The sequence below is a fragment of the Pediococcus sp. AC40 genome, assembly GCF_030252485.1.
Taxonomy (GTDB): Bacteria; Bacillota; Bacilli; order Lactobacillales; family Lactobacillaceae; genus Pediococcus; species Pediococcus acidilactici.
Genome location: NZ_CP127012.1, coordinates 718,094 through 741,467 on the forward strand (window position 1 = coordinate 718,094; position 23,374 = coordinate 741,467).

A 23,374-nucleotide genomic window follows, 5' to 3' on the forward strand; every position below is an offset into this window, starting at 1 on the left:
GGGGATGAGCAGATGAAGTTAGAATTAGGTACCGTAAGAACTGTACTTGCGGAACATCACCTATTGAAAAAAATTGAATCATCAACGACGACTGTCAATTCAGGAATTACCTATGATTCACGAAAAGTAAGACCTGGAGATATGTTCTTTTGTAAGGGAAACTTTGAACCAGCATATTTGAAAGCCGCTCGAGAAGCTGGGGCCACCACGTACGTAGCGGAACGCGAATATCCTGAAGGAACCGGCATGACTGCAATCATTGTAACCAACGTTACGAGAGCCATGGCGGTTCTTTCGGCTACTTACTACGAATTTCCGCAAAATGACTTGTTTATCATTGGGATTACCGGAACGAAGGGGAAGACTAGTTCAGCGTACTTTGCCCACGCAATTTTGAACCAGCAGTATCCGCAACAAGTGGCGCTGTTTTCAACCATTGACCGAATTGTAGGTCCCCGACCGGAGGATCAGTTCAAGTCGGACTTAACGACGCCAGAATCGATGGATTTATTCCACGATATGCGTCAGGCCGTGGATAATGGGATGAAGTACCTTGTCATGGAAGTATCGTCACAAGCGTACTTACGTGACCGGGTTTATGGTTTGAAATACGATTGTGGAATTTTTCTCAACATTACGCCGGATCACATTGGGCGCAATGAGCATAAGGATTTTGAAGATTACCTTCACTGTAAATTACAGTTGATGGTGAACTCCAAAAGGTGCATTATTGATGCGGATACTAATCGCTTTGAGGACGTATATGGAGCTGCAAAGGCTACTACGGATCCGAAGCAGATTTACTTATTTAGTGCAGATCCTGCCAATGGTGGGGTGGATTATACCATCAAAAATGCGGAAGATGATTTAATTAATAATCGGTTTACGATTGCGGCTACCAGTTCCACCAAGCCGGCTTTAGCAATTACGGGAGAATACGACTTAAATGTAGCTGGGGATTATAACCAAAGTAATGCGACGGCCGCCATTATTGCGGCTGCACTTGCGGGTGCGGGCCGCGACGCGGCGTTAAAACCGTTAAGTGAAATTGTAATTCCAGGACGGATGGAATATTTGGCAATTCCAGGACACGGCGTCGTTTTCGTTGATTATGCGCACAACTACGCGAGCTTGCGGGCGTTACTCAAATTTGTTAAACACCAGTATCACGACGGAAAGGCCATCGTGGTGGTTGGAAGTCCCGGTGATAAGGGAATTTCACGCCGGGCTGGCTTTGGAAAAGCCCTTAGTGAACAAGCTGACGTAGCTTATTTAACGACGGATGATCCGGGATTTGAAGATCCCCAAGACATCATTGCCCAAATTATGGCCCATATTGAACCTGGAACGGTCGAAGTTCACCAAGTGCTGGATCGGCGCGAAGCAATCCGCCAAGCAATTGTAGAAAGCGGCCCTCATGACATCGTCGTGCTAGCTGGGAAGGGTGAAGATCCGTACCAAAAAGTACGGGGAGTTGACACGCCTTGGCCAACGGATATGGGCGTTGCACAAGAAGTAAAAAGGGGAATCAGTTAATGGAAAGACCAGTAAACAACTTTACACCAATTCTTTTAGGGAGTGACTTTAACGCCTACGGAATGGCCCGTGCTTTTTATGAAATCACGGGGAGACGGGTACAGGCCTACGCTAGTGCTACGCTAGCACCGACCCGGTTTACTAACATTGTGAACGTTGAAATTATTCCTGGTTTTTCTGAAGATCCGGTATTTATCGAATCAATGCGGAAAATTGCTAAAAAGTACCAAGATTCGGATGAAAAAGTAATCTTATTAGGAATGGGCGACGGTTACGCGGAACTAATTTCTAAGCATAAAGAAGAACTTTCGCAGACCTTTGTTTGCCCATACATTGATTACGACCTATTGAAACAGTTGAACAATAAGGAACGTTTTTATTCAATTTGTGATCAATATAATCTGCCTTACCCGGCAACCAAGTTCATCACGAAAGCCCAATACGAAAGTGGTGAAACGTTCACTTCACCATTTGGTTTCCCAGTGGCTTTGAAACCGGCCGATAGTGTTGAATGGTTGGATATTCATTTTGAAGGGCGGAAGAAAGCCTTCCGGATTCAGTCCCAAGCCGAGTTAGACGACGTGATTGCTAAAATTTACGACAATGGCTACACTTCCGATTTGATTTTGCAAGATTTCATTCCGGGGGACGATAGTAACATGCGAGTGCTCAACGCCTACGTTGACCAAAAGCACCAGGTAAAGATGATGTGTTTAGGTCATCCGTTGCTAGAAGACCCGGCACCATCCGCAATTGGTAATTACGTGGCCATTTTGCCCGAATTTAACCAAGAAATTTACGACACCGTTAAAAAATTCTTGGAAAGCATTGACTACGTTGGGTACGCAAACTTTGATATGAAGTATGACCACCGTGATGGCAAGTTCAAGCTATTTGAAATTAACATTCGCCAAGGGCGGAGTAGCTTCTTTGTTACCTTAAATGGATATAATTTGGCCCGTTGGGTGGTTGACGATTACGTTAACAACACTTTGGCGGACATGGAGCCGGTTTATGCTAACGACGTCATTGAAAACCGGAAACTTTGGCTAGGTGTGCCAGTTAAGGTCTTCAAGAAATATGCCAAGGATAATGAGGAAAAAAAGGCGGCACTTGATTTGATTAACCGCGACCAATATGGATTTACCGCCGTTTATGACGAAGACATGAATTTCAAACGCAGTCTTCTGATTTGGTGGATGAACCATAACTACGTCAAGAATTTCCGAAAGTATTTTAAAGAAAACAAGGGGTAAGTGGAATGAAGGACTTTTTCACAATTATTGGGGGAATGGGCACGCCCGCAACCGAAAGCTACATCCGGTTGTTGAACGCCCGCACGCCGGCGCACCGGGACCAAGATTACTTAAACTACATTTTAGTTAATCATGCTACGGTTCCGGATCGCTCCACTTATTTAATGGACCATTCGCAGCCCAACCCGTATCCCGACTTGTTGGAAGATATTCAACAACAGAGCCGGTTAAATCCAGCCTTTTTCGTGATTGCTTGCAACACGGCTCATTATTTTTATGATGATTTGCAAAAGGCGACTGAAATTCCAATCGTGCACATGCCGCGTGAAACGGTTAAGCAAATTAAAAAAGAGTTTCCAACTGCTAAACGGATTGGCATTATTGGCACTCCGGGAACCACGACGGATGGAATTTACGATCGGGAATTAATTGCGGAAGGCTACGAAGTTGTTAAGCCAACTCCTGAAATTCAAGACTTAACAAGCAAGTTAATTTTTGAAGATATTAAGGCCCAAAATAAAGTGGATGCCCAATTGTTCTACCAGATTTTACGGCTAATGACGGAAGAACGGGGCGCCCAAGTAGTTATCTTAGGTTGCACGGAACTTTCTTACGCTCAAGAAATGGCGCACGACCATTCTTATCCAGTAGTTGATTCCCAATCAGTACTGGTGGATCGTTCGATTGAGCTGGCCTTGAAGCTCAGAAAGTAATCCAAAAAGTAATTTAATAAAATAAGTTGAGGCTGGAAGATTAAGGTGTCCAACCCCAACTTTTTTTGTTTTTAAAATTAGTGGGGGAATTATGAGTAAACGAAAGAAAAGAAGAAGTTCTAATAACTGGTGGCTAATTTTAATTGTGGCCATTTTGGGGATGTTTTTAAAGGGCAATGATGTTCATCAAGTAACGAACAATTTGCTAAACCAAGTGATGCCCCAAAATACCCAGACCACGAAAAGCGTGACTGACAGCCAGTTGTCGCAATTAACGTTTAAATCAGGGGACCCGGCTTACATATATGTCAATCATAACCGGAGTACGTTAAACCCGAAAGATTGGAAGACCAACCGGATTGATTATGGTAATTTGGACCGTTTGAACCGGACGACTCAGGCAACCGGATACCTAAGCCGGGCTAATTTAGTAAAATCAAGCACCCGGACTAGCCAAACTTGGAATCCTACCGGTTGGCATCAAAAACGGGTTCGGATTAACGGACGTAGCGTTGAAATTCAAAACCGGGGCCACTTATTAGCTTATTCGGTAACTGGCAAGTTTGACCAAAATGGTAACTTCAACCCCCGGAAATTAGGCTCCTTGGACAACCCCAAGAACTTAGCTACGCAGACCGCCTTCAGTAATCAACAAACTATGCAGATTTTTGAAGAACGGGTACGCGATGCTTTGGCGAAAAACAAACGGGTGATTTACCGGGTTTCTACGGTATTTAAAGGCAACGATTTGATGCCAATCGGCTACCATTCGGAAGCAATTTCGACGGACGGTAGCCTTAACTTCAACGTTTTCATTTGGAACGTTCAACCGGGAGTGCGGTTTGATTACACGACCGGTCGTTCCCGCGTAGACCGAAGTATGACGGTTAGCCAAAATTAAAATTAGCTGAAATTTAAAAAGGTAAGGAACTAGAATTCATTTACGAATTCAATTCCTTACCTTTTTTTGTGGTATGAATTAATTAACGCAATTTGCGACTTAAAATTGCTTCTACAGTTTGTTGGTAATGTTGCTTGTAGTCTGGGTTGTGTAGCAGCATGGTCGACAAGACGTCAATTACGTAGACAATCCCTAATTGGGAGTTAATAAAGCGGGTGTTATCCACAAAATCGCTGTATTGAACAAATAATTTACAATCGCTCATCGTAGCTAGAGGACTGTCATCAAAAGCAGTAATCGCAATAACTTTGAGCTGGTGTTCTTTAGCTAGCTTAGTAGCCTCGTTGACTTCCGCTGAGTTCCCGGAAACTGAAAGCACGATTACTAAATCGTCACTTTGCATAATACTGCTGGTGATGTACATCGTATGACTATCGGCTGGGGCAAAGGCGTTGATCCCCATGCGCAGGAGCCGCTGGGATAGTTCTTGGGCGTTGTAACCCGAGCTACCTAGGCCGAACACAAAAATTCGGGGGGCGTTTTTGATTAATTGCACGGCTTCGTCTAAAGCAGTTTGGTTAATTTTTTTCCAGGTTCCGGTGATCATTTGGTTATAAAAATTAGTTACCTGATCAGGTAGCGGGGCATTGCCGACGTCCTCAGTAATTGTAGATGTTGCTTCTGCCAAGCCTAATTTAAATTCACTAAAATCTTGGTAACCCATTTTTTTAACGAACCGGGTCACCGTTGCGGTACTAACTTCAGCTTTTTTGGCGAGGATGCCGATGCTCATTTTTTTTACCTGGGAAGGGTGCTGGATTACTTTTAACGCAATTTTACGCTCTTGCCGGGATAACGAAGGATATTTTTGTTCTACCGCCTCAAGAATATTCATTGAGAACCTCCTCATTGGTCTATGCTAATAGCCTTAATTATACGCTTTTATCCGGGGATGACGAAAGTAGTCGGAAAACTAAAAAAGACTTCCTAAGAATTGTGGGTTCTCGGGAAGCCTTTTAGCTTTTGGTACATATTTTGCCGCTATTGAAGTCAAAAAACCTAAACAATTTTTTCATCCTTGAAAAGCATTTCTTTAGTTTTTTCCCAGCCATTTAAAAATAACCGGGACGTTTAGTTAAGGGTCGCTTTCGCCTAAATTTTAGCCACGTTTCAAGTTTTGGTAATTATTTGATTGCGTCGATAAACCGACTTGCAATTTCGAGCGGTCGCGTAATTGCGCCACCAACCACTACTGAATGACAACCTAATTCAATGCACCGTTTCAGTTTTGCTGGAGTATCAATTTTTCCTTCAGCAACCACCGGATGGTGAGCTTTTTGCAAGAGTTCTTTGAGATAAGCAAAGTCATCGTCGGCAATGTTCAATCCCTTTGAAGCGGGGGTGTAACCGCGCATCGTGGTACCAATAATGTCAAAACCTAATTCATCTGCCATGAGAGCATTTTCCATAATGTCAGTATCGGCCATCAAAAGTGTGTTGGGAAATTCAGCTCGAAATTGCTTGACGATGTCAGCAATCTTTTCGTCGTGCGGACGAGGTTGTCCCGTAACTTGACAAGCCACTACTTCAACGCCGGTAGCTGCAACTGCCCGCATTTCTTTCATGGTGGGGGTGATGAATACTGGAGAATCCGGGTAGTCGGTTTTAGCGATTCCGATCATTGGTAAACCAGTTTCGTCTTGGATTGCTTGAATATCAACTACTGAATTTGCTCTAATACCAGCTGCGCCGGCCATTTTAGCTGCCCGTGCCATCCGAGCCATGATAAAGGAACTGTGGAGCGGTTCATCTGGTAAAGCTTGACAAGAAACGATTAACTGTCCTTTGACAGCGTCTAAAAATCTATTTTTCATATACTGACACTTCACTTTTATCAAATTTGATTTCTTAAAAACAACACTAATTATCTAGGGTCTGAAATAAAAATTAATTTGTAATAGTTAATTGCTAATTCAACCACCGCAGTAAATATAACTCGAGTTAAAAAATATTGCAATAACTAAATCCGGTAATTATTTTCGTTTTGATAAAAAAACGTTGTTGCGTCGGTAACTAAAAATATTTTCACTTTTTTAGATTGTGAAAATAATAAACGGATGGTAATATGAAATCGTTATCATGAATGCTGGTTAAATTGGAGGAACCCAAGATGAGTAAAAAGTTTTTGGCGTTTGATGTCGGTGGCACCACCATCAAATACGCGGTAATTGATGAACAATTAAATTTTACGGATACAGGGAAGGTTAATACAGAACAAAATCGAAACGGACATATTTTAAAAACCTTGCTGCAGACAAGTCAAACTATTCAAGAAAAGATCGAACTTGCTGGAATTGGGGTCAGTACGGCGGGAATTGTGGGCCGGGACGGCAGTATTCAATACGCAGGACCAACCATTCCGAATTATATTGGTACGCCCATTAAAACTAGTTTGGCTGCGCAGGCTAACTTATCGGTCAGCGTAGTTAATGATGTCGACGCGGCTTTACTAGGTGAGGTTTTTACGGGACAATTAGTGAATCAAGATGTGTACTGCATGGCGTTAGGTACCGGAATCGGTGGAGCGCATTATCGTAATGGAAAAATTATCAGTGGAGCACATGGACAGGGTAATTCAGTTGGGTATACGTTATTTGATCCGCAGACGAATACCAATTATGAACAACGGGCTTCAACGTTAGTTTTGGAACGCCAACTAGCCGATAAAGGTGTAACGGTAATTGATGCCTTTGAAAAAGCTAAACAAGGCCAAGCAACTTACGAAGCAATTATTGAACGATGGGCTAACGAAGTGGCTAGGGGTATTGCTGAAGTGGTTGTTTTATTTGATCCGGACTACATTGTAATTGGCGGGGCGGTTTCTGCACAGGGACAATATTTGATTGATCTGTTTAACAAACAATTACCCGTATTACTACCCCCAGATTTTAACCGAACCACGCTAAAAATTGCGCAACAAGGTAACCAAGCGCAATTAATTGGTGCAATTGTGCCATTCTTGAAGAAAAATAAGGAGAAGGTAAATGAAAAAAGTATCGATTAATACCGCAGTATTTTTAAATCAGCTTGAAAATGGGCGTAGTCAAAGCGAATGCCTAAAGCAGTTAATCGGAAAGCCAATTGCTGCAATTGAAGCCCGGGGTGAATTTTTTCAAGAAGATCGCCGTGATCTAGAGTTAGCTACAATTCAGCGATTGTGTAAGGAAAACGATTGGCAATTTTACTATTCGATTCCCGAAGTCTTGTTCACAGAAGGACAATTAAACGAAAATATTTTTGACTATTTAACCATGGCAAAGGAGTTTCAAATTCAAGGATTAAAAATTAGTTTAGGCGATTGCCAAAATACACCCGCTTCAAGACTAGCGAAACTACAAAAAGCACTCCGCGCGTATTCTGGAGTGGTAACGGTGGAAAATCAACCAAACCAGGATGGACAATTAGAATTTTTTAAAGATAACTTGATTAAATTGTTAGCGTTGGTTCCTGAGTTAGGTTATACGTTTGACTCGGGAAACTGGTACTGGATAAAAGAAGATCCGCAACGTGCTTTTGATTCTTTAAAGAAGTGGATTACCGTGTTTCATTTGAAAGATATTGCCGATTTAACCACGGTTCGTCTGGGTGAGGGAGCAACTAATTGGCAATCCATGGTGCAAGCTTTAAATTCTGAAGTGCCGGTATTTTTGGAATACGGAGTTGCTACTGATGAAGAATTAGACGAAGAAATTCAAAAAGTAAATTTAATTCTTTGAAAGGGTTTACAATTAACGAGGAACAGTTTATAATTTCTATCTGTAATAGTTATTAATGCGAATTCAACTGCCGCAAAGGTTTCACACTACCACATCATGTAGTGCGAGTTTTTGTGGCATTTTTTATTGCAATTTTTGAAAAGATTGGTCGTTAATTCTGAAGGAATCAGGCTTACTGGCTGATAAATGCCGCTACTTAAACTACGTGAAAATCATTTAATTTGGAATTCGTAGAAAGTAGGTACTGCGTAATATGGTTAAACAAGGATTCGGTGTTTTAAATTGGCTGGTTTTAATTGCTTATTTAATCATTATGTTAGTAATTGGTTTAAGTTTCAGTAAGAAGAGTTCAAAAAATTCGGAAGAGTTCTTTAAGGCTAGTACTAGTAACGTACCGGCATGGGCGGTCGGATTTAGTATTTTCGCGACAACTTTAAGTGCGATCACCTACATGTCAACTCCAGAAAAATCGTTTTTGACCAACTGGGCTTATGCCTTTGGAAATTTAGCCATTTTTTTGATTACTCCGGTATTAATTAAGTACTACATTCCATTCTTTTCAAAGCTGCGGGTGACCACGGCTTACGAATATTTGGAGTTTCGGTTTAACCCGTTTTTGCGGGTGTTTAGCAGCATTTTGTTTGTGTTATTCCACATTGGGCGGATTGCAATTGTAATTTATTTACCGACCGTGGCACTGCAATCTATTATTAACATTAACCCGTACCTAATCGCCTCTTTAATCACCATCCTGTGTATCATTTATACATACCATGGCGGAATGGAAGGGGTAATCTGGAGCGACGTAATCCAAGGGATTCTCCTATTAGTAGGCGCGGTTTTAATTATTTTCTTTGCGGTTCACGGAACCCACGGCGGATTGCAAACCGTTGCGCAAGATGCCGTCAATAAAGGGAAAATTCTAACTAAGGCTGATTTTGTATGGAGCGTTACTAAGTCAACGGTGCCAATCATCCTATTAGGACAGATTTTCAACACTTTGTACCAATACACGGCCAGTCAAGACGTGGTTCAACGGTACACCACTTCGACTGACAATAAGCACATTGCTAAGTCGATTTGGACCAACGCGTTGTTGTCATTAATTACCATTCCGCTATTTTACGGGATGGGAACCGTAATTTACAGTTTTTACCAACACGGTGGTAGTTTACCATCCGGATTTAACACTTCCGCATTAGTACCATATTTTGTATTAACTGAAATTCCAGCGGGGGTTGCCGGGTTGATTATTGCGGCCATTTTTGCGGCTTCGCAAGCTACGATTGCTTCGAGCTTAAATAGTACCGCGGCTTGTTTGGTAACTGATATTCAAAAGCGATTCATGAAGGACAAGAGCGACCGGATGAGTATGCGCATAACTCGGCTAAGTATCTTGATTTGCGGAATTTTTGGCTTGCTAGTGACGCTAGTGTTGATTAAGTTACACAGTTCGGACATGATCGATACGTACCTTTCATTGTTTGGACTCTTTGGGGTGCCGATTGCCGGAATCTTTGCTCTAGGGATCGTCAGTCAACGGGCAAACGGCTTTGGAGCAACCCTCGGCATGATCGTCACTACGGCAATCTGTTACTTTATTCAAACTCATGGAATCAACGCCCTTTTCGTTAGTGTAGTAGGTTTTCTAGGGGCGATGATTTTAGGATATATTTTTAGTTTCCTCAAACCGGGTCATCAACATGACATTGCCGGGTTGACGTTTAAAACGATTGATCAAAAAGTTAATCTCAAAAATTAAAAGGAGTAATTAAAATGACAAAAAATCTTGATAAATATAAAGGAATTATCCCTGCATTTTACGCATGTTACGATGACGAAGGCAATGTTAGTCCGGAACGGGTGCAAAAGCTTGCCAAGTATTATTTAGGCAAGGGAGTGAAGGGACTCTACGTCGGCGGATCTTCGGGAGAATGTATTTACCAAACGGTGGAAGAACGGAAGCTAGTTTTGGAAAACGTAATGAAAGCAGTCGGCGGACAAATGACAATTATTGCCCACGTTGCGGCACCATCAACTCGGGATAGCATTGAATTAGCTAAACACGCGGAAAAATTGGGCGTGGATGCGTTGGCAGCTATCCCACCAATCTATTTTGTACTGCCAGAGCCCGCAATCGAAGCTTACTGGACAAGCATTATGGAGGCAACCAACCTTGATTTCATCATTTATAACATTCCCCAAACAACCGGATACGCACTGTCTGAAAACCTATTTAAGAAGATGATGGCTAAGGAACAAGTGATCGGGGTCAAGAATTCATCTATGCCGGTAATGGATATTAACATGTGGAAATTACGTGCTCCAAAAGAAAATATCATTTTTAACGGCCCTGATGAACAATTCGTTGGCGGTCGGGTAATGGGCGCAGATGCTGGAATTGGCGGAACGTATGGCGTTTATCCAGAATTGCTTTTAGAAGCCGACCGCTGTGTACGGGAAGGTGAATTAGATAAGGCGTTGGAAATTCAGTTATGCGTCAATGATTTAATTTCACAATTAACTTCATTTAAGGGAAATCTTTACGATGTAATGAAGTTAATTCTGGCGCAAAGAGGGGTTGCCGTGGGCCGCGCTCGTTATCCATTACCACACGTCGAAGAAAGCGAAATGGATCGAGTTACCAAAGTACGGGAAAATATTGATAAGGCAATTGAGAAATACGTTGGCTAGGGGACTGACCAAGGTGAAATAGTGAATAAACGGCGATAACTAGTTAGTGGAAATATAAGTAAACGGAAAAGTGACTTTTTTGGATTTAACATTTTTAAAAACTTTTTTACTTGAATAAAAGTCAAAACACGTAATACAAGCTAGTCCGCAGGCACATAAAAGCAAGGGGCTGTGACAAAAGTCTTTAAACAAAAAACGGTTCATGTGAGGTGAAACTTCCTCATCATGAATCGTTTTTATTTTGGCATTTTGCCTTCAATAGAGCCAAAACGTGTGCCAAAAGTCAGTTTGCTCCGCTTAACCAAAAATTGATCATGCCAAAATCAGGCATCATGGTCAATTTTCAGTTAATGCTCGCAAACTACCCAACTTTTGTCACACTCTCTTGTTTATGTACACGACTAATGGGCTATGATTGCCTCATATGTATTGGAAGAAGTTGGTTTAATTACCTAAAGACAGTTTCCAGAGCTAAAAAGGGGGGGAACTCAATGGAATTCCTTTGAGTTTTAAAGCGATTAATTATCCAACTCATCTGCTAATGGTTATTGCATTTAACGGTTAAATAGTTATCCGCTAATTTTGGGATTTAATGGCGTAATGATTAGGCGGTTATAAATCCTTTATTTATGGAAAAAGAAAACCAAAATGACTTTTTAGGGTAAACCCTAAAAAGTCATTTTTATTATTTAATAGCAAAATAATTTTACAGTATGTTAAATGTATACAATAAAATAAAGCTAAGCTAGGACACCACCATTAGAAGCCCATTTTGTTAATATTTTGGCAAAAAAGAAATGCTTTTGCTAAATAGTCAATTTCTAGGTAATTAAACCACTTTCATTATATCGGTTATTTACTGCCTCCACAAGGGGTATGTTTTTAGGGTTTACCCTAAAAAGTCATACGTTCAACGGAGGAACAGTGTACTAGTTATGATTGATATGAGGGGAAAAACTTTTGGTAGGTTAACCGTATTAGCGATGACGGAGCATCGAAACGCCAACCGAAATATTCTTTGGCTTTGTCGGTGTACCTGTGGACGAATTGTGGAAGAAGATGGCTATAATTTACGTCATGGGGTTGTTAAAAGTTGCGGATGTTTGCGTAAAGAAAGCTCAGCGACAAGAATTCGCCAAATCAAGGCAACTAAAACCAACATCGGTAATCGCGAGGCATTTAAAGATGAATATGGTAATCCAATCCAAGCAATAAAAATTGGTAAAAGAAATACGAGTGGGGTTATTGGGGTTTCGTATGACAAAAAGAATCAAAAATGGGTTGCACGGCTGATGATTAAAGGGACACTTGTGCTGAATAATTCGTTTGCTGACTTTGAAAGTGCTATCGCAGCGCGAAAAACGGCCGAGAGTAAATATTTAAAAAAACTAATTTAAAGAGTTGAAGAAAAATTTTTTGAGAAACTAGTTCAATTATGAACTAGTTTCTTTTTAGTTTTAAAGTGAGTTCATATATTTGCTAAATAATTCTCCTATGGATTTTTAGCTGAAGAAAAGTCCTTTACAGAAGTTGCAACATTAATCATGCAATAGAAAACGTTTTCCGCGAGACGGTAAGCACGTATAGTACATATTGAAAGGAGGTGAACCGAAATAATGCATGATCGTGAAGCGGAAATTGTCGAATTTTTAATTCATCACGGAGTGGTCCATTACGAACAAATCGCTAAAGCGACCAAGTTGTCGAAAAGAAGTATTGCAAATTACCTAGATATTATTGAAAATGACGCTCAGCCCTTTAACTTGAAGTTAACAAGAAAGCCAAACGTGGGAATTTATTTAAACGGACAGTTACGCAATAAACAAGATTTCTTAGCGGCGTTAAAGTTACATAGCGGTTTTACTTCGAAGGAAGCGCGGATTCGCTATCTATTAACCAAATTGCTGGATGCGGACCGAAGCTATACGCTAAACGAGCTGGCCGATGACCTATACGTTAGCCGAAGCACTTTGGAAAGTGATTTCAAGCAGATCCGGGAATTCTTTAATGAACATCACGTCAAGATCAAACGGGGGGCGAATGGAATTGCCATTCGGGCTTCTGGCGAACAACGCGAGCGGTTAATGGCAAAAATTTTGAAAACGTATTGGGGCCAAAATATTTCCGTGATCCAGGACGGTAATGGACAAATTGCTTCCACCCTTAAATTGCCGGATTATTTACTAAATTTTTTTCCTGCCGACCTTGTCCAGGCAGTTTTGGCCGGAATTACGGATTTTATGGTGACCAGTCGCTTAGAATTAACCGACTACGATCTTCAGTCTTTAGCGATTCATTTAATCATTAATACGGATGACAAAGTAACCAACGACGTAGAAAGTTTGGGCCCGGATCTCCTCCCTGAAACTAGCCAATTGCTAAACGCCATTAAAAAACAGCGGACTATTAATTTTTCTGCTACAGGACTTCAAAGGGTGAATCGGTACCTTGAAGTAATTGTTGCCCGTCAAAAAAATAGTTACCAAGCTTCTGACGTAGCCCAAACCGAAAAACAGTATTATCAGTTTTTACTGGATAAATTAGCTGAATTAGAGCCTGATGAAGTACTGCTACGGGATTTAGCGATTCACTTGGCGACCGCGGTCGACCGTTTAAAGAAGGGTATTGTGATTGATAACCCGTATACGGATGAAATCAAAATGAACTTACCGATTGCTTTTGATGTGGCAATCCAGTTAGGGGAGGCAATCGAAACCCAGTACCCGGTTCAACTTCACGACGCAGAATTAGGGTATTTAGCCCTCCATTTTGAAGCCTTTTTTGAACGTTGCCATCTGCATGCTCCAATTGAAACGGTGGTGGTCAGTTCTGCGGGGGTCGGAGCATCGCAACTGCTGGCTCAACGATTGGAGGAACGTTTCAATAACAGTTTGAAAGTTACCCGGATTTTAGACTTAGCAACGGTGATGAAGACTAATTTAGCAGAAAAAATGGTGGTTAGTACGATTCCCATTTATGGACTGAAACAACCGGTAATCTTAGTTAGCCCGCTTCTGCCCCCCGAGGATATCCAACAAATCAATTATGCAATTATTAGCCTAACTAAAAACAATCATTCAAATTCATTTTTCAATTTGTTGGATCTGCAGCTAATTCAAATCGATTCAGTGAAAAAGAGTTACGTAACGGTACTCGAAGAAATTGTGGGATCACTCACTAAACAAAACATCTTGGTAAATAATCCTAAAATTTTGGAAATGCTGGTGGAACGCGAAAAGATGGCGTCAACCGCGCTTAATGCAGTTGCAATTCCCCACATTGCGCCTAATTACGTGCAAAAATCAGCCATCGCGCTATGGTTAGTGCCGCAAGGAGTGCAGTGGTTGGGGAACACGGTGTACGTGGTTATCTTTTTGGCCCTCACGCGTGAACAGGTTGCCGCAAGTCGGGAAGTTTATCAGATTTTAAATCGGATGGTCGAAAACACAGCTTTTTGTCAGCAATTGGCTCAAGTAGCGACGGCCTCCGAAGCGATGGAACATATTCAAAAATTTATACAGAAAGAGGGAGATTGAGTAATGGATTCAGATGTAAAATGCGCAGCTTTTATTGACGTAAAGGTAGCGCCGCAAAAAGAGGCAGCGTTAGCGACTACGGCCGAATTATTAGCAAACCAGTGGTCGATTGATGGTAAAGAATTGTATGCCAGCTTTGTTAACCGGGAGGCGGAAAGTTCGACAGGATTCGGGGATGGAATTGCGATTCCCCATGCAAAGGTTTCTGGGTTAGAAGCTCCGGTAGTGGGAATTTTAACGTACGCTGACCCAGTTGAGTGGGCGGCGATTGATGAACAACCGGTTTCGCTTGCGATTGCGTTAATCGTACCCACTAATGCAGATCAAGTTCATTTGCGGTTGCTTTCCAAGTTGGCTCGTAAATTAGTCGATCATGATTATGCAGAAAGGCTTCGTTGGTCCGCGCACGATGCTGCACAACTTACCAAACAGGTTCAACAAGCTTTAGCAGAATAAACGTTTATGGAAAGAAGGTAGTAAAATGAAAAAAATTGTTGGCGTAACCAAGTGTCCGGTGGGAATTGCCCATACGTACATGGCGGCCGAAAAGTTAAAGGCAGCGGCCGAAGCAGCTGGATACGAGGCTAAGGTCGAAACGCAGGGCGCTTCGGGAACCGAAAATCCGTTAACCCAGGCCGAAATTGACGCTGCCGATTACGTAATTTTAGCGGTTGACGTAGCAATTGACGGGATGGAACGATTTAACGGGAAAAAGGTTTTATTCAGCAAAACTTCGGCGGCCATTAAGGATTCGGCAGCGCTAGTTGAGAAAGTTACCGATGCTCCGGTATACTACGCCGGAAAAACCTCGGCAGCCTCAACGCAAACTACGGACAATGCCAAAGGGCAAAATCCAGCAATCAAACAGTTGTTAAACGGGGTTTCGCACATGATTCCGTTCGTAGTTGTCGGCGGATTGTTCATCGCCCTTTCAATTGCTTTAGGTGGACACCCAACTGCCAATGCCGGAATGGTGGTTACTCCCGGAACCATTTGGAGTTCAATGAATCAAATCGGAACCTTAGGCTTTACCTTAATGATTCCAATTCTTGCAGGATTTACAGCTCACGCGATTGCGGGGCGAGCTGCATTAGCCCCCGCCATGATTGGTGCCATGGTTGCCAATTCGCCAGATATTTTGGGAACCAAGGCGGGAACCGGATTCTTAGGAGCCATTCTAGTTGGTTTTGCAGCGGGATACTTAGTTAAATGGATGAACTCTTGGCCAATCCCGAAAAACTTGCGGTCCGTCATGCCAATTTTTGTGATTCCGCTTTTAGGTACCGCGATAATTTCGGCAGCGTTTATTTACCTACTGGGTGGTCCAATTTCTGCGTTGATGACGTTACTGCAAAACATGCTTGATACGCTATCGGCGAGCCCGTCAACTTCGGTATTACTTGGATTGATTTTGGGCGCGATGGTAGCGATTGACATGGGTGGTCCAATTAACAAGGTAGCCTTCCTGTTTGGGGTGGCTTCAATTACCGCAGGAAATCCCATGATTATGGGTGCCGTGGCTTGTTCAGTTTCGGTTCCACCACTTTCTTCGGGGCTTGCAACCCTAATTCGCCCAGATCTAAACGTCAATGAAGAAGAACGGTCGGCGGGAATCTCCGCCATGTTAATGGCGTTGATTGGTATTACGGAAGGAGCCATCCCACTGGCAACGACCCGGCCAGGACAAGTATTTCCGGGAATCATCATCGGTTCAGCAGTTGCCGGCGCCACCGGGATGATTTTTAAGATTACGGACGCGGTTCCCCATGGCGGCCCGATTGTCGGTGTGCTTGGGGCGACTAATAATTTAGGATTGTTTATTATCGCGATCTTAACAGGTACCGCGGTTTCCGTTTTGGTTATTGCGATTTTAAAAATCAGAGCGGGCAAAAAGGCGGCTAAGCAACTTTCTTAAAAATTAATTAAGAAAGAGTGTGCCAAAAGATAGTTTGCGAGCATTAACTGAAAATTGACCATTATGCCAAATTCAGGCACAATGGTCAATTTTTGATTAAGCGGAACAAACTGACTTGTGGCTCACGTTTTGGCTCTATTGAAATCAAAACACCAAAACAACTTTTTAAAGACCTTTTCATCCTTGAAAAGGATTTTTTAGTTTTTTTCAAACCTCTTTTTGGATTGGAATAGGGTGTAATTCAAAGGGGACACGCGTAATTGCGAGCTTCAGCCATAATGCGTTCTTGATCGAGGGTGAGTACTTGCCGATTTCGCATCAAGAACTGTCCGTCAACCATCGTATCCGTGACATCGTTAGCGTTGACACACTCTAACAGGGTGTTTTGCCAGTTGTCGGAAGGGTAAAGGTGGGGCTGATCAAGGTCAATTGCAATTAAGTCGGCTTTATAACCGGGTTGAATTTTACCTAACTGCCCAGCGTGGTTTAATGCGGCGGCGCCACCTTCTAAGAGCATTCGAAAAATTTGAGCAGCGGGCATGACGTTAGGTTGCCGTAATCGAAGGCCATGGGTAGCAACCATTAGGGAGCGAAAAATTTTAATCTCGTTCCAAAGGCTTAAACCACCGTGAGCGGCGCCATCGGTTCCTAACCCAACGGAAATTCGATTTTGCAGTAACTCGGGGGTGACGGGGATTCCTTTCCCAGCGTTACTAAACGGGCAGTGACAGAGTTTGACCCGGTACTTTTTAATAAGTTTTCTTTCTTGAGTAGACAAGAAGAGACTATGGGCACCTAAAAAGTGGTCATTCAGTAAATGGCGCTTGGCAAGCCATTCATAAGGACGTAAACCGGTTCGTTGAATAATGTTGAGTATTTCGGTGGGGTATTCGTTCATGTGCGCGGTTAAAAAAGTGTGGTGTGTTTGAGCAGCCTCAGCAGCAAGGTCAATTAACTCGTCGGAACAAGCGGTGAGGGCTCGTAGCGAATAGTAAACTTGTAAACGACCTTGGTGATGGAATTGCTGATATAGTTGGGTGGTTTGGGCGACGGCTTCGCGGGCGCTCATTTTAATTGACGCTGGTAGCTGGGGATCGTCCATGGTGGAGGCAGTCAACGCGCCACGCAAACCACTACGAGCGTAAACTTCTGCAGCACTTTCTATGTGGTAGCTGCCAGCTTCTACAAAACCAGTGGTTCCGCCAGTGATCATTTCTAGAGCAGCTAATTCTGCGCTTAGTTTCATCTCGGACGCGGTTAGTTGACTTTCGAAAGGTAGCATAACTCGGGTCCAAATTACTGGTTTAGCATCAAGTACGCGTCCCCGCAAAAGTTGCTGTCCAGTATGTAAGTGGCTGTCAATTAATCCCGGAAGGTAAAGGCGGTCGGCTCCGTCGACAATCTCACCCGTGAGTTTAATAGGGTAGGAAAAAGCACCCACCTGTTGAATATGACCGTCATGAATCAAAATCGATTGCTTGGTATTAATTTGTCCAGCATGTTTTAAAATGGTGGCATTTTTGATTAGAATATCAGACATCGTTAATAAGAACCTCGCTAAAGTAATTTGGTTAAGCCTAACGTGAAGGAATCCCATAAACAGGAGCCCAGAAAAGTTCCGGTCATAACTAGAACTCCAACGATAACATATTTCCAGCCCTGGCTAACAAAACGTTGCAGTTGGTCACTAATGGCGATTCCGGCAAAGGAACCCACGATGGTAAAGGGGGCCGCAAATTCAATGGCGTTTGCACTGCTAATTAGCCACGCGTGAACGGGCGAAAAGGGCGCCGCTCCCAATAGTCCTAAAATTGAACAGTAGGCAATTAGCGGAAGCTTAAGGGGGAGGTATTTTACGCAAAGCACCGCTAAAAGCGTGATCACGGTCAATGCGAAGATGCCGTTAAGGCTTTTTTGAAATGAGATACCGTAACCAACCCAATTGGCTAATCCAGTACCAATCCCACATACAATTAATAGGAAAGTCCATTCTCGATAACGCATGCTTTAACCTCGGTTCAATTTAAGATGACGTTGAGTTTGTAAACGGAAAATTTTACAAAGTAGGTCGTAATACTTTTCAGTCAGGGGGAGGGCAAGCCACATGGTGATGTAAATTCCGGTAATTCCAGCAATTGTGTTACTAGCTGAAGCCATTGTGGTAATGACTGCGGCGTGGGCAGGGAAGGCGTTGGCTAAACTAGCGCTTGCACTTGCCATGAAGATTCCGGCGCCAACTCCGGAAGCCATTCCGAGTGCTTGAGGGGTAAACCAACCGGTACTGGCAATTAAGGAAGCCATGATACCAAAGTAAATTGCTCCGATCATGCCGCCAACGATGTAAAGGGCTAAGCTGCCGTTACTTTCAGCAGATTCCGCACCGTACGCGTTATTAATCACGGCTAAGTGGTATTCACGATTTAAGGAGCTACAAGCCCCAATGGTTTCGCGGTGCAGGCCAAGTAACATCGCAATCGGAAGAGCCAAAATTGGGCCAAGGAGACTCCCAAAACCGTGTAGCAATAGGGCTGGGCCGGCATTTAAAATTAAATGAAGGTTGGCTCCTGCGGTAATACCGAGTTTAACGATAAAAGGACAGATGCCAACTAAAACAAGTTTTCCGGCAGCCGTAGTTTCGACAGGCCGGATTATTTTTAAAACCTGAGGACCGAGCATAATTCCTAAAATAATTGCGTAGAAAACGGGGAAGAAAATAATCACGCCGTTGCCAATTTTAAAGGTGACCTCGCCAATCCCATCGGCAATTAACACTAGTACCAAACTAATTAGGTAAATTTTATTTTCATTTTTAATGCGTTGCCAAAGGGATGAATAATCATTGACGGATCGTTTCATTCAAAGCACTCCTTCCTGAATCTTAACTATGCTTTGAGTTTAACACGTTATAATTAGCAATAAAAGAACTTTTAACGTTATTTTTGTTTTTATAGTTCGGGTTTATTAAAAATAAAACAAGCCGGTTTTGAGGCTAGGAAAACGCTTGCTTTTTAAGGGGGCTCCTGTATAGTGGGAAGAGACTGGTTTTTGTCAATCAAATTGTTACCCATTTTAATGAATAGAATGTAAAATCTTTATTTGGTAAATAAAAACCCGTAATTATTAGAAAAGAATCTAATAACTACGGGAATTTGTGGTTCAAAAATTAATTACCTTTTAAATAGCGATAAGTGATGGTGTAAGATTGGGGTTCGTTAGCTGATAAAGTGATATCGCCAAAACCGGGATGGTTATGGGTGTCTGGCAGAGTTTGAGCTTCCATAGCGATCCCCATTTGAGGCCGCCCCGGTCCCCTAGTAAAGCTTAAGGTATCGTCGAGAGCGTTAGCGGTGTAAACCACTAGACCATTGCGTTTAGAATAAATTTCGAGAGCATCTTTACTATCTAAGTCTTGTAGTTTCGCGATTGGAGCGGCGTTTTCGTTAATTTTAAAGATGTCATCGAGACCCTTTTCCGGGGTGCTCTGCAAGGCGGCAATGGCGTCTTGTAGCTTTACCGGTTGACGGAAATCGTAGGCAGTACTTGCGGTGGCAAGAAACTCCCCCGTGGGGATCTTTTGCTGATCAACGGCTAAATACTGTGCACTAGCAATCGTCAACTGGTGGTTCAATACATGGTCACGATTGCTTAAGTTAAAGTATGCATGACAAGTTGGGTTGAAAAGCGTTGGTTGATCAGCAGTTCCTTGATAAGTAATGATAACTTGGTCGTCGTTAGTGAGTTTAAACGTAATGGCGACAGCAATGTTTCCTGGATAGCCGTCGTCGCTTTCTTTGATTTGATAAGTAAAGGTGACGGACAAAAAGTCTTCACCCTTTTGCAGATGGTAGTCCCAGAGGTAATCAAAGAAACCGTGGGGACCGCCGTGGTGAGTATTATTATTTTCGTTTGGTGGTAAATGAACCGCTCCTTTTGCTAACGGCATGGTTCCGTCCTTAATGCGTCCCGCGGTTCGACCGATTGCCATTCCAATGTAAAAGGGGTTATCGTAATACTTTTTAGTTTGGTCAAAACTAAGTACGAGATTTTTTCGGCCATCAGCTTGGGGGACCGAAAATTCATTTAGGATGGCTCCCATGGTGAGCACCCCAACGGAAACATTGTGGTCATTAGTTAAGCGAATTTTTTCGACCTGGTGGCCGCGAAATTGATCGAACTTAAGTATATCAATGTGCATATTTATGTACCTCCATGTTTGAAACCGTTATCATTATCCTTAATCCTAAAATTTGTCCGGATAAATGTCAATGATTTTAACGACGAATGCATAGAATTAAAAAAGAATCGGTATTAGAGATTTATCATTTAAAAATAAGTGATAACATTTTACTTATCGTATAATAAATTTGCTGTAGTAGAGGAGGAGCAATCATCGAAAAGAAGTACGAACTGGTTAAACAAGATTTAAAGGAAGAAATTTTATCGGGGAGTTATTCAATTAACGATAAATTGCCAACTGAATCAGAATTAATGGAAAAATATGACGTGAGTCGTTATACAATCCGACGCGCGGTTGGCGATTTAGAAAATGATCATTACATCTACCGGGTGCAAGGCGGGGGAATGTTTGTCGACGACTGGCAAAAATACGTAAACCAAAAGGTAGAAAATAAGGTGATTGGCGTCATCACCACCCACATTGCGGAGTATATCTTTCCGTACATTATTACAGGCATTGACCGGTTGATTTCCTCACGTGGTTATTCAATCCTCATTAGCAATACGCAAAATGATCCTGCTCGAGAAAGAAAGAGCGTCCAAAAGATGATGGATAGTAATTTATCAGGTTTGATTGTCGAGCCCACCCAGAGCGCTTTAGGCAATCCTAATCGTGATTTGTACGAGAAAATTAAAGAGTCGAAGTTGCCTACCGTGTTTATTAACGCGCATTACCCTGAATTAGATTTCCCATACGCGGAAATGGCTGATACCCGGGCAGAGAAAATCATTACTAATAAATTGATTAGTATGGGACATCAAAAGATTTTAGGCGTTTTTAAGGTTGATGATCAACAGGGTGTTCACCGAATGAATGGTTTTATTAAGGCCTATAAGGAACACCAAGACTTGGTTTATCAAAGTGAAATTGTGATGTACCAAACTTCGGATAACATGCGGTCGGTATTTACGAAAATCGAACAAATTCTGAGCCGCTCGCCAAATGAACGGCCAACTGCGATTATTTGTTACCATGACCAAATTGCCATTCAGGTGATGGCACTAGCGCGGTCCTTAGGCTTACGTATGCCGGATGACATTTCCATCTTTGGCTTTGATAACTATAAGCTATCAAAGTATATGTCTCCACAGCTAAGTTCTGTAGAACACCCGAAGGAAAAATTAGGGCGGGACGCAGCCAAGATGATTTTTGACATGATTGATGGAAAGACGGATATTCAAAATAAAATTTACGAACCTGAAATTATTTACCGAGAGTCAATTAAGGAACTATCGTAACAGTCAATTGATTAGATAAATTTAGAGGTATAGTACCAATCTTTGGTATTACACCTCTTTTTTAGTGTCCATAAGATAAATTTATGCTAATAAATTTTAAAAATTCATGTTGACTTGTCCGTATAAATATTCTAAGATGAAAGCAAGTTAATGAATACGTTTTCAAAGAAATGGAAACGGTTTAAGGAGGAATAGCATGGGCAAGGAAAAGAAAATTCCAAGTGGATTTATTTACTTCTTCGGTTCATTTGGAGGAATTTTGTTTGGTTATGACATTGGGGTAATGACTGGGGCACTCCCGTTCTTACAACACGATTGGAACTTATATGGTGACGCCGGTGTAATCGGTTGGATTACTAGTGCAGTAATGTTTGGAGCTATTTTTGGAGGCGCTTTAGCTGGTAACTTATCAGATCGGCTAGGTCGGCGGAAAATGATTTTGATTTCATCATTAATTTTCGTAATTGGTTCGCTATTATCCGCATTATCGCCGCACGATGGTCAAATTTATCTGATAATTGTTCGGATCTTCTTAGGACTAGCGGTAGGGGCAGCCTCAGCGCTGGTACCAGCGTACATGTCCGAAATGGCTCCTGCTCGTTTGCGGGGTCGTCTATCCGGAATCAACCAAACCATGATTGTTTCTGGGATGCTGTTATCTTACATTGTTGATTTCTTACTTAAAGATCTGCCTGAAACAATGGCATGGCGTTTGATGCTTGGTCTGGCTGCGGTTCCCGCAATCATCCTTTACTTTGGAGTTTTACGTTTGCCAGAATCACCTCGTTTCTTAGTTAAGAGCAACGATGTTGAAGCTGCACGGCGGACGCTAACTTACATCCGTAACGAAGCGGAAGTAGAGCCTGAATTGAAAACGATTCAAGAGACTGCTGCAGAAGAAGCAAGTGCCAATGAAAAATCTTCCTTTGCACAATTGCTAAATGGTAAATATCGTTACCTAGTAATTGCCGGGGTTGGAGTGGCTGCTTTCCAACAATTCCAAGGTGCTAACGCGATTTTCTATTACATACCATTGATCGTTGAAAAAGCTACCGGAAATGCTGCTAGTTCAGCATTAATGTGGCCGATTATTCAAGGGATTATCTTGGTACTGGGCTCGTTAGTATTCTTATGGATTGCCGATAAATTTAAACGGCGGACACTTTTGACAATGGGTGGCACCATTATGGGACTATCCTTTATCCTCCCAGCAATCTTAAACATGTTTATTAAAGATATGAATCCGATGATGATCGTAGTCTTCTTATGTATTTACGTAGCGTTTTACTCCTTTACCTGGGCACCACTTACTTGGGTAATTGTGGGGGAAATCTTCCCGTTAGCCATTCGCGGTAAAGCATCTGGGGTTGCATCATCATTCAACTGGATCGGTTCATTCTTAGTTGGTTTATTATTCCCAATTATGACGGCAAACATGCCGCAAGAAGCAGTGTTTGCAATCTTCGGAATCATTTGTTTATTAGGTGTATTGTTTATCAGAACTCGGGTACCCGAAACGAAGGGTCACAGTCTAGAAGAAATTGAAGAACAGGGACTTAGAAAATAAGAATT

20 protein-coding genes are annotated in these 23,374 nt (G+C 42.2%); 14 read left to right on the plus strand and 6 right to left on the minus strand.

Going from position 1 to position 23,374, the window contains the following annotated elements; translation table 11 throughout:
- Window positions 1-12: 12 nt before the first annotated feature.
- The 4 genes from NL111_RS03510 (at window position 13) to NL111_RS03525 (ending at window position 4,406) form a co-directional block, all read left to right on the plus strand.
- The gene (locus NL111_RS03510) at window positions 13-1,536 is read left to right on the plus strand and encodes a UDP-N-acetylmuramoyl-L-alanyl-D-glutamate--2,6-diaminopimelate ligase (RefSeq protein ID WP_285110482.1); all 1,524 of its coding nucleotides are present in this window, start codon (window positions 13-15) and stop codon (window positions 1,534-1,536) included.
- Window positions 1,536-2,792 carry a carboxylate--amine ligase gene (locus tag NL111_RS03515; RefSeq protein WP_285110483.1) on the plus strand — a complete coding sequence of 419 codons (1,257 nt, stop codon included), beginning with the start codon at window positions 1,536-1,538 and terminating at the stop codon, window positions 2,790-2,792. Before NL111_RS03510 ends, NL111_RS03515 begins: the two co-directional genes overlap by 1 nt.
- A 5-nt stretch (window positions 2,793-2,797) precedes the next feature.
- Window positions 2,798-3,505: an aspartate/glutamate racemase family protein gene (locus NL111_RS03520; protein WP_285110484.1), complete on the plus strand. Its 708-nt coding sequence runs from the start codon at window positions 2,798-2,800 to the stop codon at window positions 3,503-3,505.
- A 91-nt stretch (window positions 3,506-3,596) separates the two neighbouring features.
- A complete protein-coding gene (locus NL111_RS03525) occupies window positions 3,597-4,406 on the plus strand; it encodes a DNA/RNA non-specific endonuclease (RefSeq protein ID WP_002830694.1) in 810 nt (269 codons plus the stop codon).
- Between the two features lie 82 nt (window positions 4,407-4,488).
- Here the strand turns inward: NL111_RS03525 and NL111_RS03530 are convergent, their stop codons facing one another.
- A complete protein-coding gene (locus NL111_RS03530) occupies window positions 4,489-5,301 on the minus strand; it encodes a MurR/RpiR family transcriptional regulator (protein WP_285110485.1) in 813 nt (270 codons plus the stop codon).
- Between the two features lie 289 nt (window positions 5,302-5,590).
- Window positions 5,591-6,280: an N-acetylmannosamine-6-phosphate 2-epimerase gene (locus NL111_RS03535; protein ID WP_285110486.1), complete on the minus strand. Its 690-nt coding sequence runs from the start codon at window positions 6,278-6,280 to the stop codon at window positions 5,591-5,593.
- 296 nt (window positions 6,281-6,576) lie between these two features.
- Here NL111_RS03535 and NL111_RS03540 point away from each other — a divergent pair, with 296 nt between their 5' ends.
- From NL111_RS03540 to NL111_RS03575, 8 genes are all read left to right on the plus strand, one after another.
- A complete protein-coding gene (locus NL111_RS03540; protein WP_285110487.1) occupies window positions 6,577-7,470 on the plus strand; it encodes an ROK family protein in 894 nt (297 codons plus the stop codon).
- Complete coding sequence (locus NL111_RS03545; RefSeq protein WP_285110488.1) at window positions 7,451-8,182, plus strand: sugar phosphate isomerase/epimerase family protein; 732 nt, start codon at window positions 7,451-7,453, stop codon at window positions 8,180-8,182. Before NL111_RS03540 ends, NL111_RS03545 begins: the two co-directional genes overlap by 20 nt.
- Before the next feature lie 253 nt (window positions 8,183-8,435).
- Window positions 8,436-9,944 carry a sodium:solute symporter family protein gene (locus NL111_RS03550; protein WP_285110489.1) on the plus strand — a complete coding sequence of 503 codons (1,509 nt, stop codon included), beginning with the start codon at window positions 8,436-8,438 and terminating at the stop codon, window positions 9,942-9,944.
- Window positions 9,945-9,958: 14 nt separating this feature from the next.
- On the plus strand, window positions 9,959-10,876 hold the full coding sequence (locus NL111_RS03555) for a dihydrodipicolinate synthase family protein (RefSeq protein ID WP_159214390.1): 918 nt from the start codon (window positions 9,959-9,961) through the stop codon (window positions 10,874-10,876).
- Between the two features lie 1,049 nt (window positions 10,877-11,925).
- A complete protein-coding gene (locus NL111_RS03560; protein ID WP_036668206.1) occupies window positions 11,926-12,273 on the plus strand; it encodes an AP2 domain-containing protein in 348 nt (115 codons plus the stop codon).
- A gap of 219 nt (window positions 12,274-12,492) precedes the next feature.
- A complete protein-coding gene (locus tag NL111_RS03565; RefSeq protein ID WP_285110490.1) occupies window positions 12,493-14,412 on the plus strand; it encodes a BglG family transcription antiterminator in 1,920 nt (639 codons plus the stop codon).
- A 3-nt stretch (window positions 14,413-14,415) separates the two neighbouring features.
- Window positions 14,416-14,868, plus strand: a complete 453-nt coding sequence (locus tag NL111_RS03570; RefSeq protein WP_004166818.1) for a PTS sugar transporter subunit IIA — start codon at window positions 14,416-14,418, stop codon at window positions 14,866-14,868.
- A 25-nt stretch (window positions 14,869-14,893) separates the two neighbouring features.
- Window positions 14,894-16,327: a PTS fructose transporter subunit IIC gene (locus NL111_RS03575; RefSeq protein ID WP_285110491.1), complete on the plus strand. Its 1,434-nt coding sequence runs from the start codon at window positions 14,894-14,896 to the stop codon at window positions 16,325-16,327.
- 241 nt (window positions 16,328-16,568) lie between these two features.
- On the opposite strand, the gene NL111_RS03580 is transcribed toward NL111_RS03575, so the two are convergent.
- From NL111_RS03580 to NL111_RS03595, 4 genes are all read right to left on the minus strand, one after another.
- Window positions 16,569-17,867 carry an amidohydrolase family protein gene (locus tag NL111_RS03580; RefSeq protein WP_285110492.1) on the minus strand — a complete coding sequence of 433 codons (1,299 nt, stop codon included), beginning with the start codon at window positions 17,865-17,867 and terminating at the stop codon, window positions 16,569-16,571.
- Between the two features lie 17 nt (window positions 17,868-17,884).
- On the minus strand, window positions 17,885-18,331 hold the full coding sequence (locus NL111_RS03585) for a hypothetical protein (RefSeq protein ID WP_159208660.1): 447 nt from the start codon (window positions 18,329-18,331) through the stop codon (window positions 17,885-17,887).
- Window positions 18,332-18,334: 3 nt separating this feature from the next.
- Entirely contained in the window at window positions 18,335-19,183 is an 849-nt protein-coding gene (locus NL111_RS03590) for a DUF3100 domain-containing protein (RefSeq protein WP_236119859.1), read from the minus strand.
- A 307-nt stretch (window positions 19,184-19,490) separates the two neighbouring features.
- Window positions 19,491-20,522: an aldose epimerase family protein gene (locus tag NL111_RS03595; RefSeq protein WP_119179326.1), complete on the minus strand. Its 1,032-nt coding sequence runs from the start codon at window positions 20,520-20,522 to the stop codon at window positions 19,491-19,493.
- 194 nt (window positions 20,523-20,716) lie between these two features.
- On the opposite strand from NL111_RS03595, the gene NL111_RS03600 reads away from it, so the two are divergent.
- Together NL111_RS03600 and NL111_RS03605 are read left to right on the plus strand one after the other, a co-directional pair.
- The gene (locus NL111_RS03600; RefSeq protein ID WP_036668203.1) at window positions 20,717-21,802 is read left to right on the plus strand and encodes a GntR family transcriptional regulator; all 1,086 of its coding nucleotides are present in this window, start codon (window positions 20,717-20,719) and stop codon (window positions 21,800-21,802) included.
- Between the two features lie 196 nt (window positions 21,803-21,998).
- Window positions 21,999-23,369, plus strand: a complete 1,371-nt coding sequence (locus NL111_RS03605; RefSeq protein WP_004165373.1) for a sugar porter family MFS transporter — start codon at window positions 21,999-22,001, stop codon at window positions 23,367-23,369.
- The last annotated feature ends 5 nt before the right edge of the window (window positions 23,370-23,374 follow it).

Bases quoted from the DNA above. Each gene is read 5' to 3' on its own strand.
- NL111_RS03510 (WP_285110482.1), top strand. From the start codon at position 13: ATGAAGTTAGAATTAGGTACCGTAAGAACTGTACTTGCGGAACATCAC.
- NL111_RS03515 (WP_285110483.1), top strand. From the start codon at position 1,536: ATGGAAAGACCAGTAAACAACTTTACACCAATTCTTTTAGGGAGTGAC.
- NL111_RS03520 (WP_285110484.1), top strand. From the start codon at position 2,798: ATGAAGGACTTTTTCACAATTATTGGGGGAATGGGCACGCCCGCAACC.
- NL111_RS03525 (WP_002830694.1), top strand. From the start codon at position 3,597: ATGAGTAAACGAAAGAAAAGAAGAAGTTCTAATAACTGGTGGCTAATT.
- NL111_RS03530 (WP_285110485.1), bottom strand. From the start codon at position 5,301: ATGAATATTCTTGAGGCGGTAGAACAAAAATATCCTTCGTTATCCCGG.
- NL111_RS03535 (WP_285110486.1), bottom strand. From the start codon at position 6,280: ATGAAAAATAGATTTTTAGACGCTGTCAAAGGACAGTTAATCGTTTCT.
- NL111_RS03540 (WP_285110487.1), top strand. From the start codon at position 6,577: ATGAGTAAAAAGTTTTTGGCGTTTGATGTCGGTGGCACCACCATCAAA.
- NL111_RS03545 (WP_285110488.1), top strand. From the start codon at position 7,451: ATGAAAAAAGTATCGATTAATACCGCAGTATTTTTAAATCAGCTTGAA.
- NL111_RS03550 (WP_285110489.1), top strand. From the start codon at position 8,436: ATGGTTAAACAAGGATTCGGTGTTTTAAATTGGCTGGTTTTAATTGCT.
- NL111_RS03555 (WP_159214390.1), top strand. From the start codon at position 9,959: ATGACAAAAAATCTTGATAAATATAAAGGAATTATCCCTGCATTTTAC.
- NL111_RS03565 (WP_285110490.1), top strand. From the start codon at position 12,493: ATGCATGATCGTGAAGCGGAAATTGTCGAATTTTTAATTCATCACGGA.
- NL111_RS03570 (WP_004166818.1), top strand. From the start codon at position 14,416: ATGGATTCAGATGTAAAATGCGCAGCTTTTATTGACGTAAAGGTAGCG.
- NL111_RS03575 (WP_285110491.1), top strand. From the start codon at position 14,894: ATGAAAAAAATTGTTGGCGTAACCAAGTGTCCGGTGGGAATTGCCCAT.
- NL111_RS03580 (WP_285110492.1), bottom strand. From the start codon at position 17,867: ATGTCTGATATTCTAATCAAAAATGCCACCATTTTAAAACATGCTGGA.
- NL111_RS03585 (WP_159208660.1), bottom strand. From the start codon at position 18,331: ATGCGTTATCGAGAATGGACTTTCCTATTAATTGTATGTGGGATTGGT.
- NL111_RS03590 (WP_236119859.1), bottom strand. From the start codon at position 19,183: ATGAAACGATCCGTCAATGATTATTCATCCCTTTGGCAACGCATTAAA.
- NL111_RS03595 (WP_119179326.1), bottom strand. From the start codon at position 20,522: ATGCACATTGATATACTTAAGTTCGATCAATTTCGCGGCCACCAGGTC.
- NL111_RS03605 (WP_004165373.1), top strand. From the start codon at position 21,999: ATGGGCAAGGAAAAGAAAATTCCAAGTGGATTTATTTACTTCTTCGGT.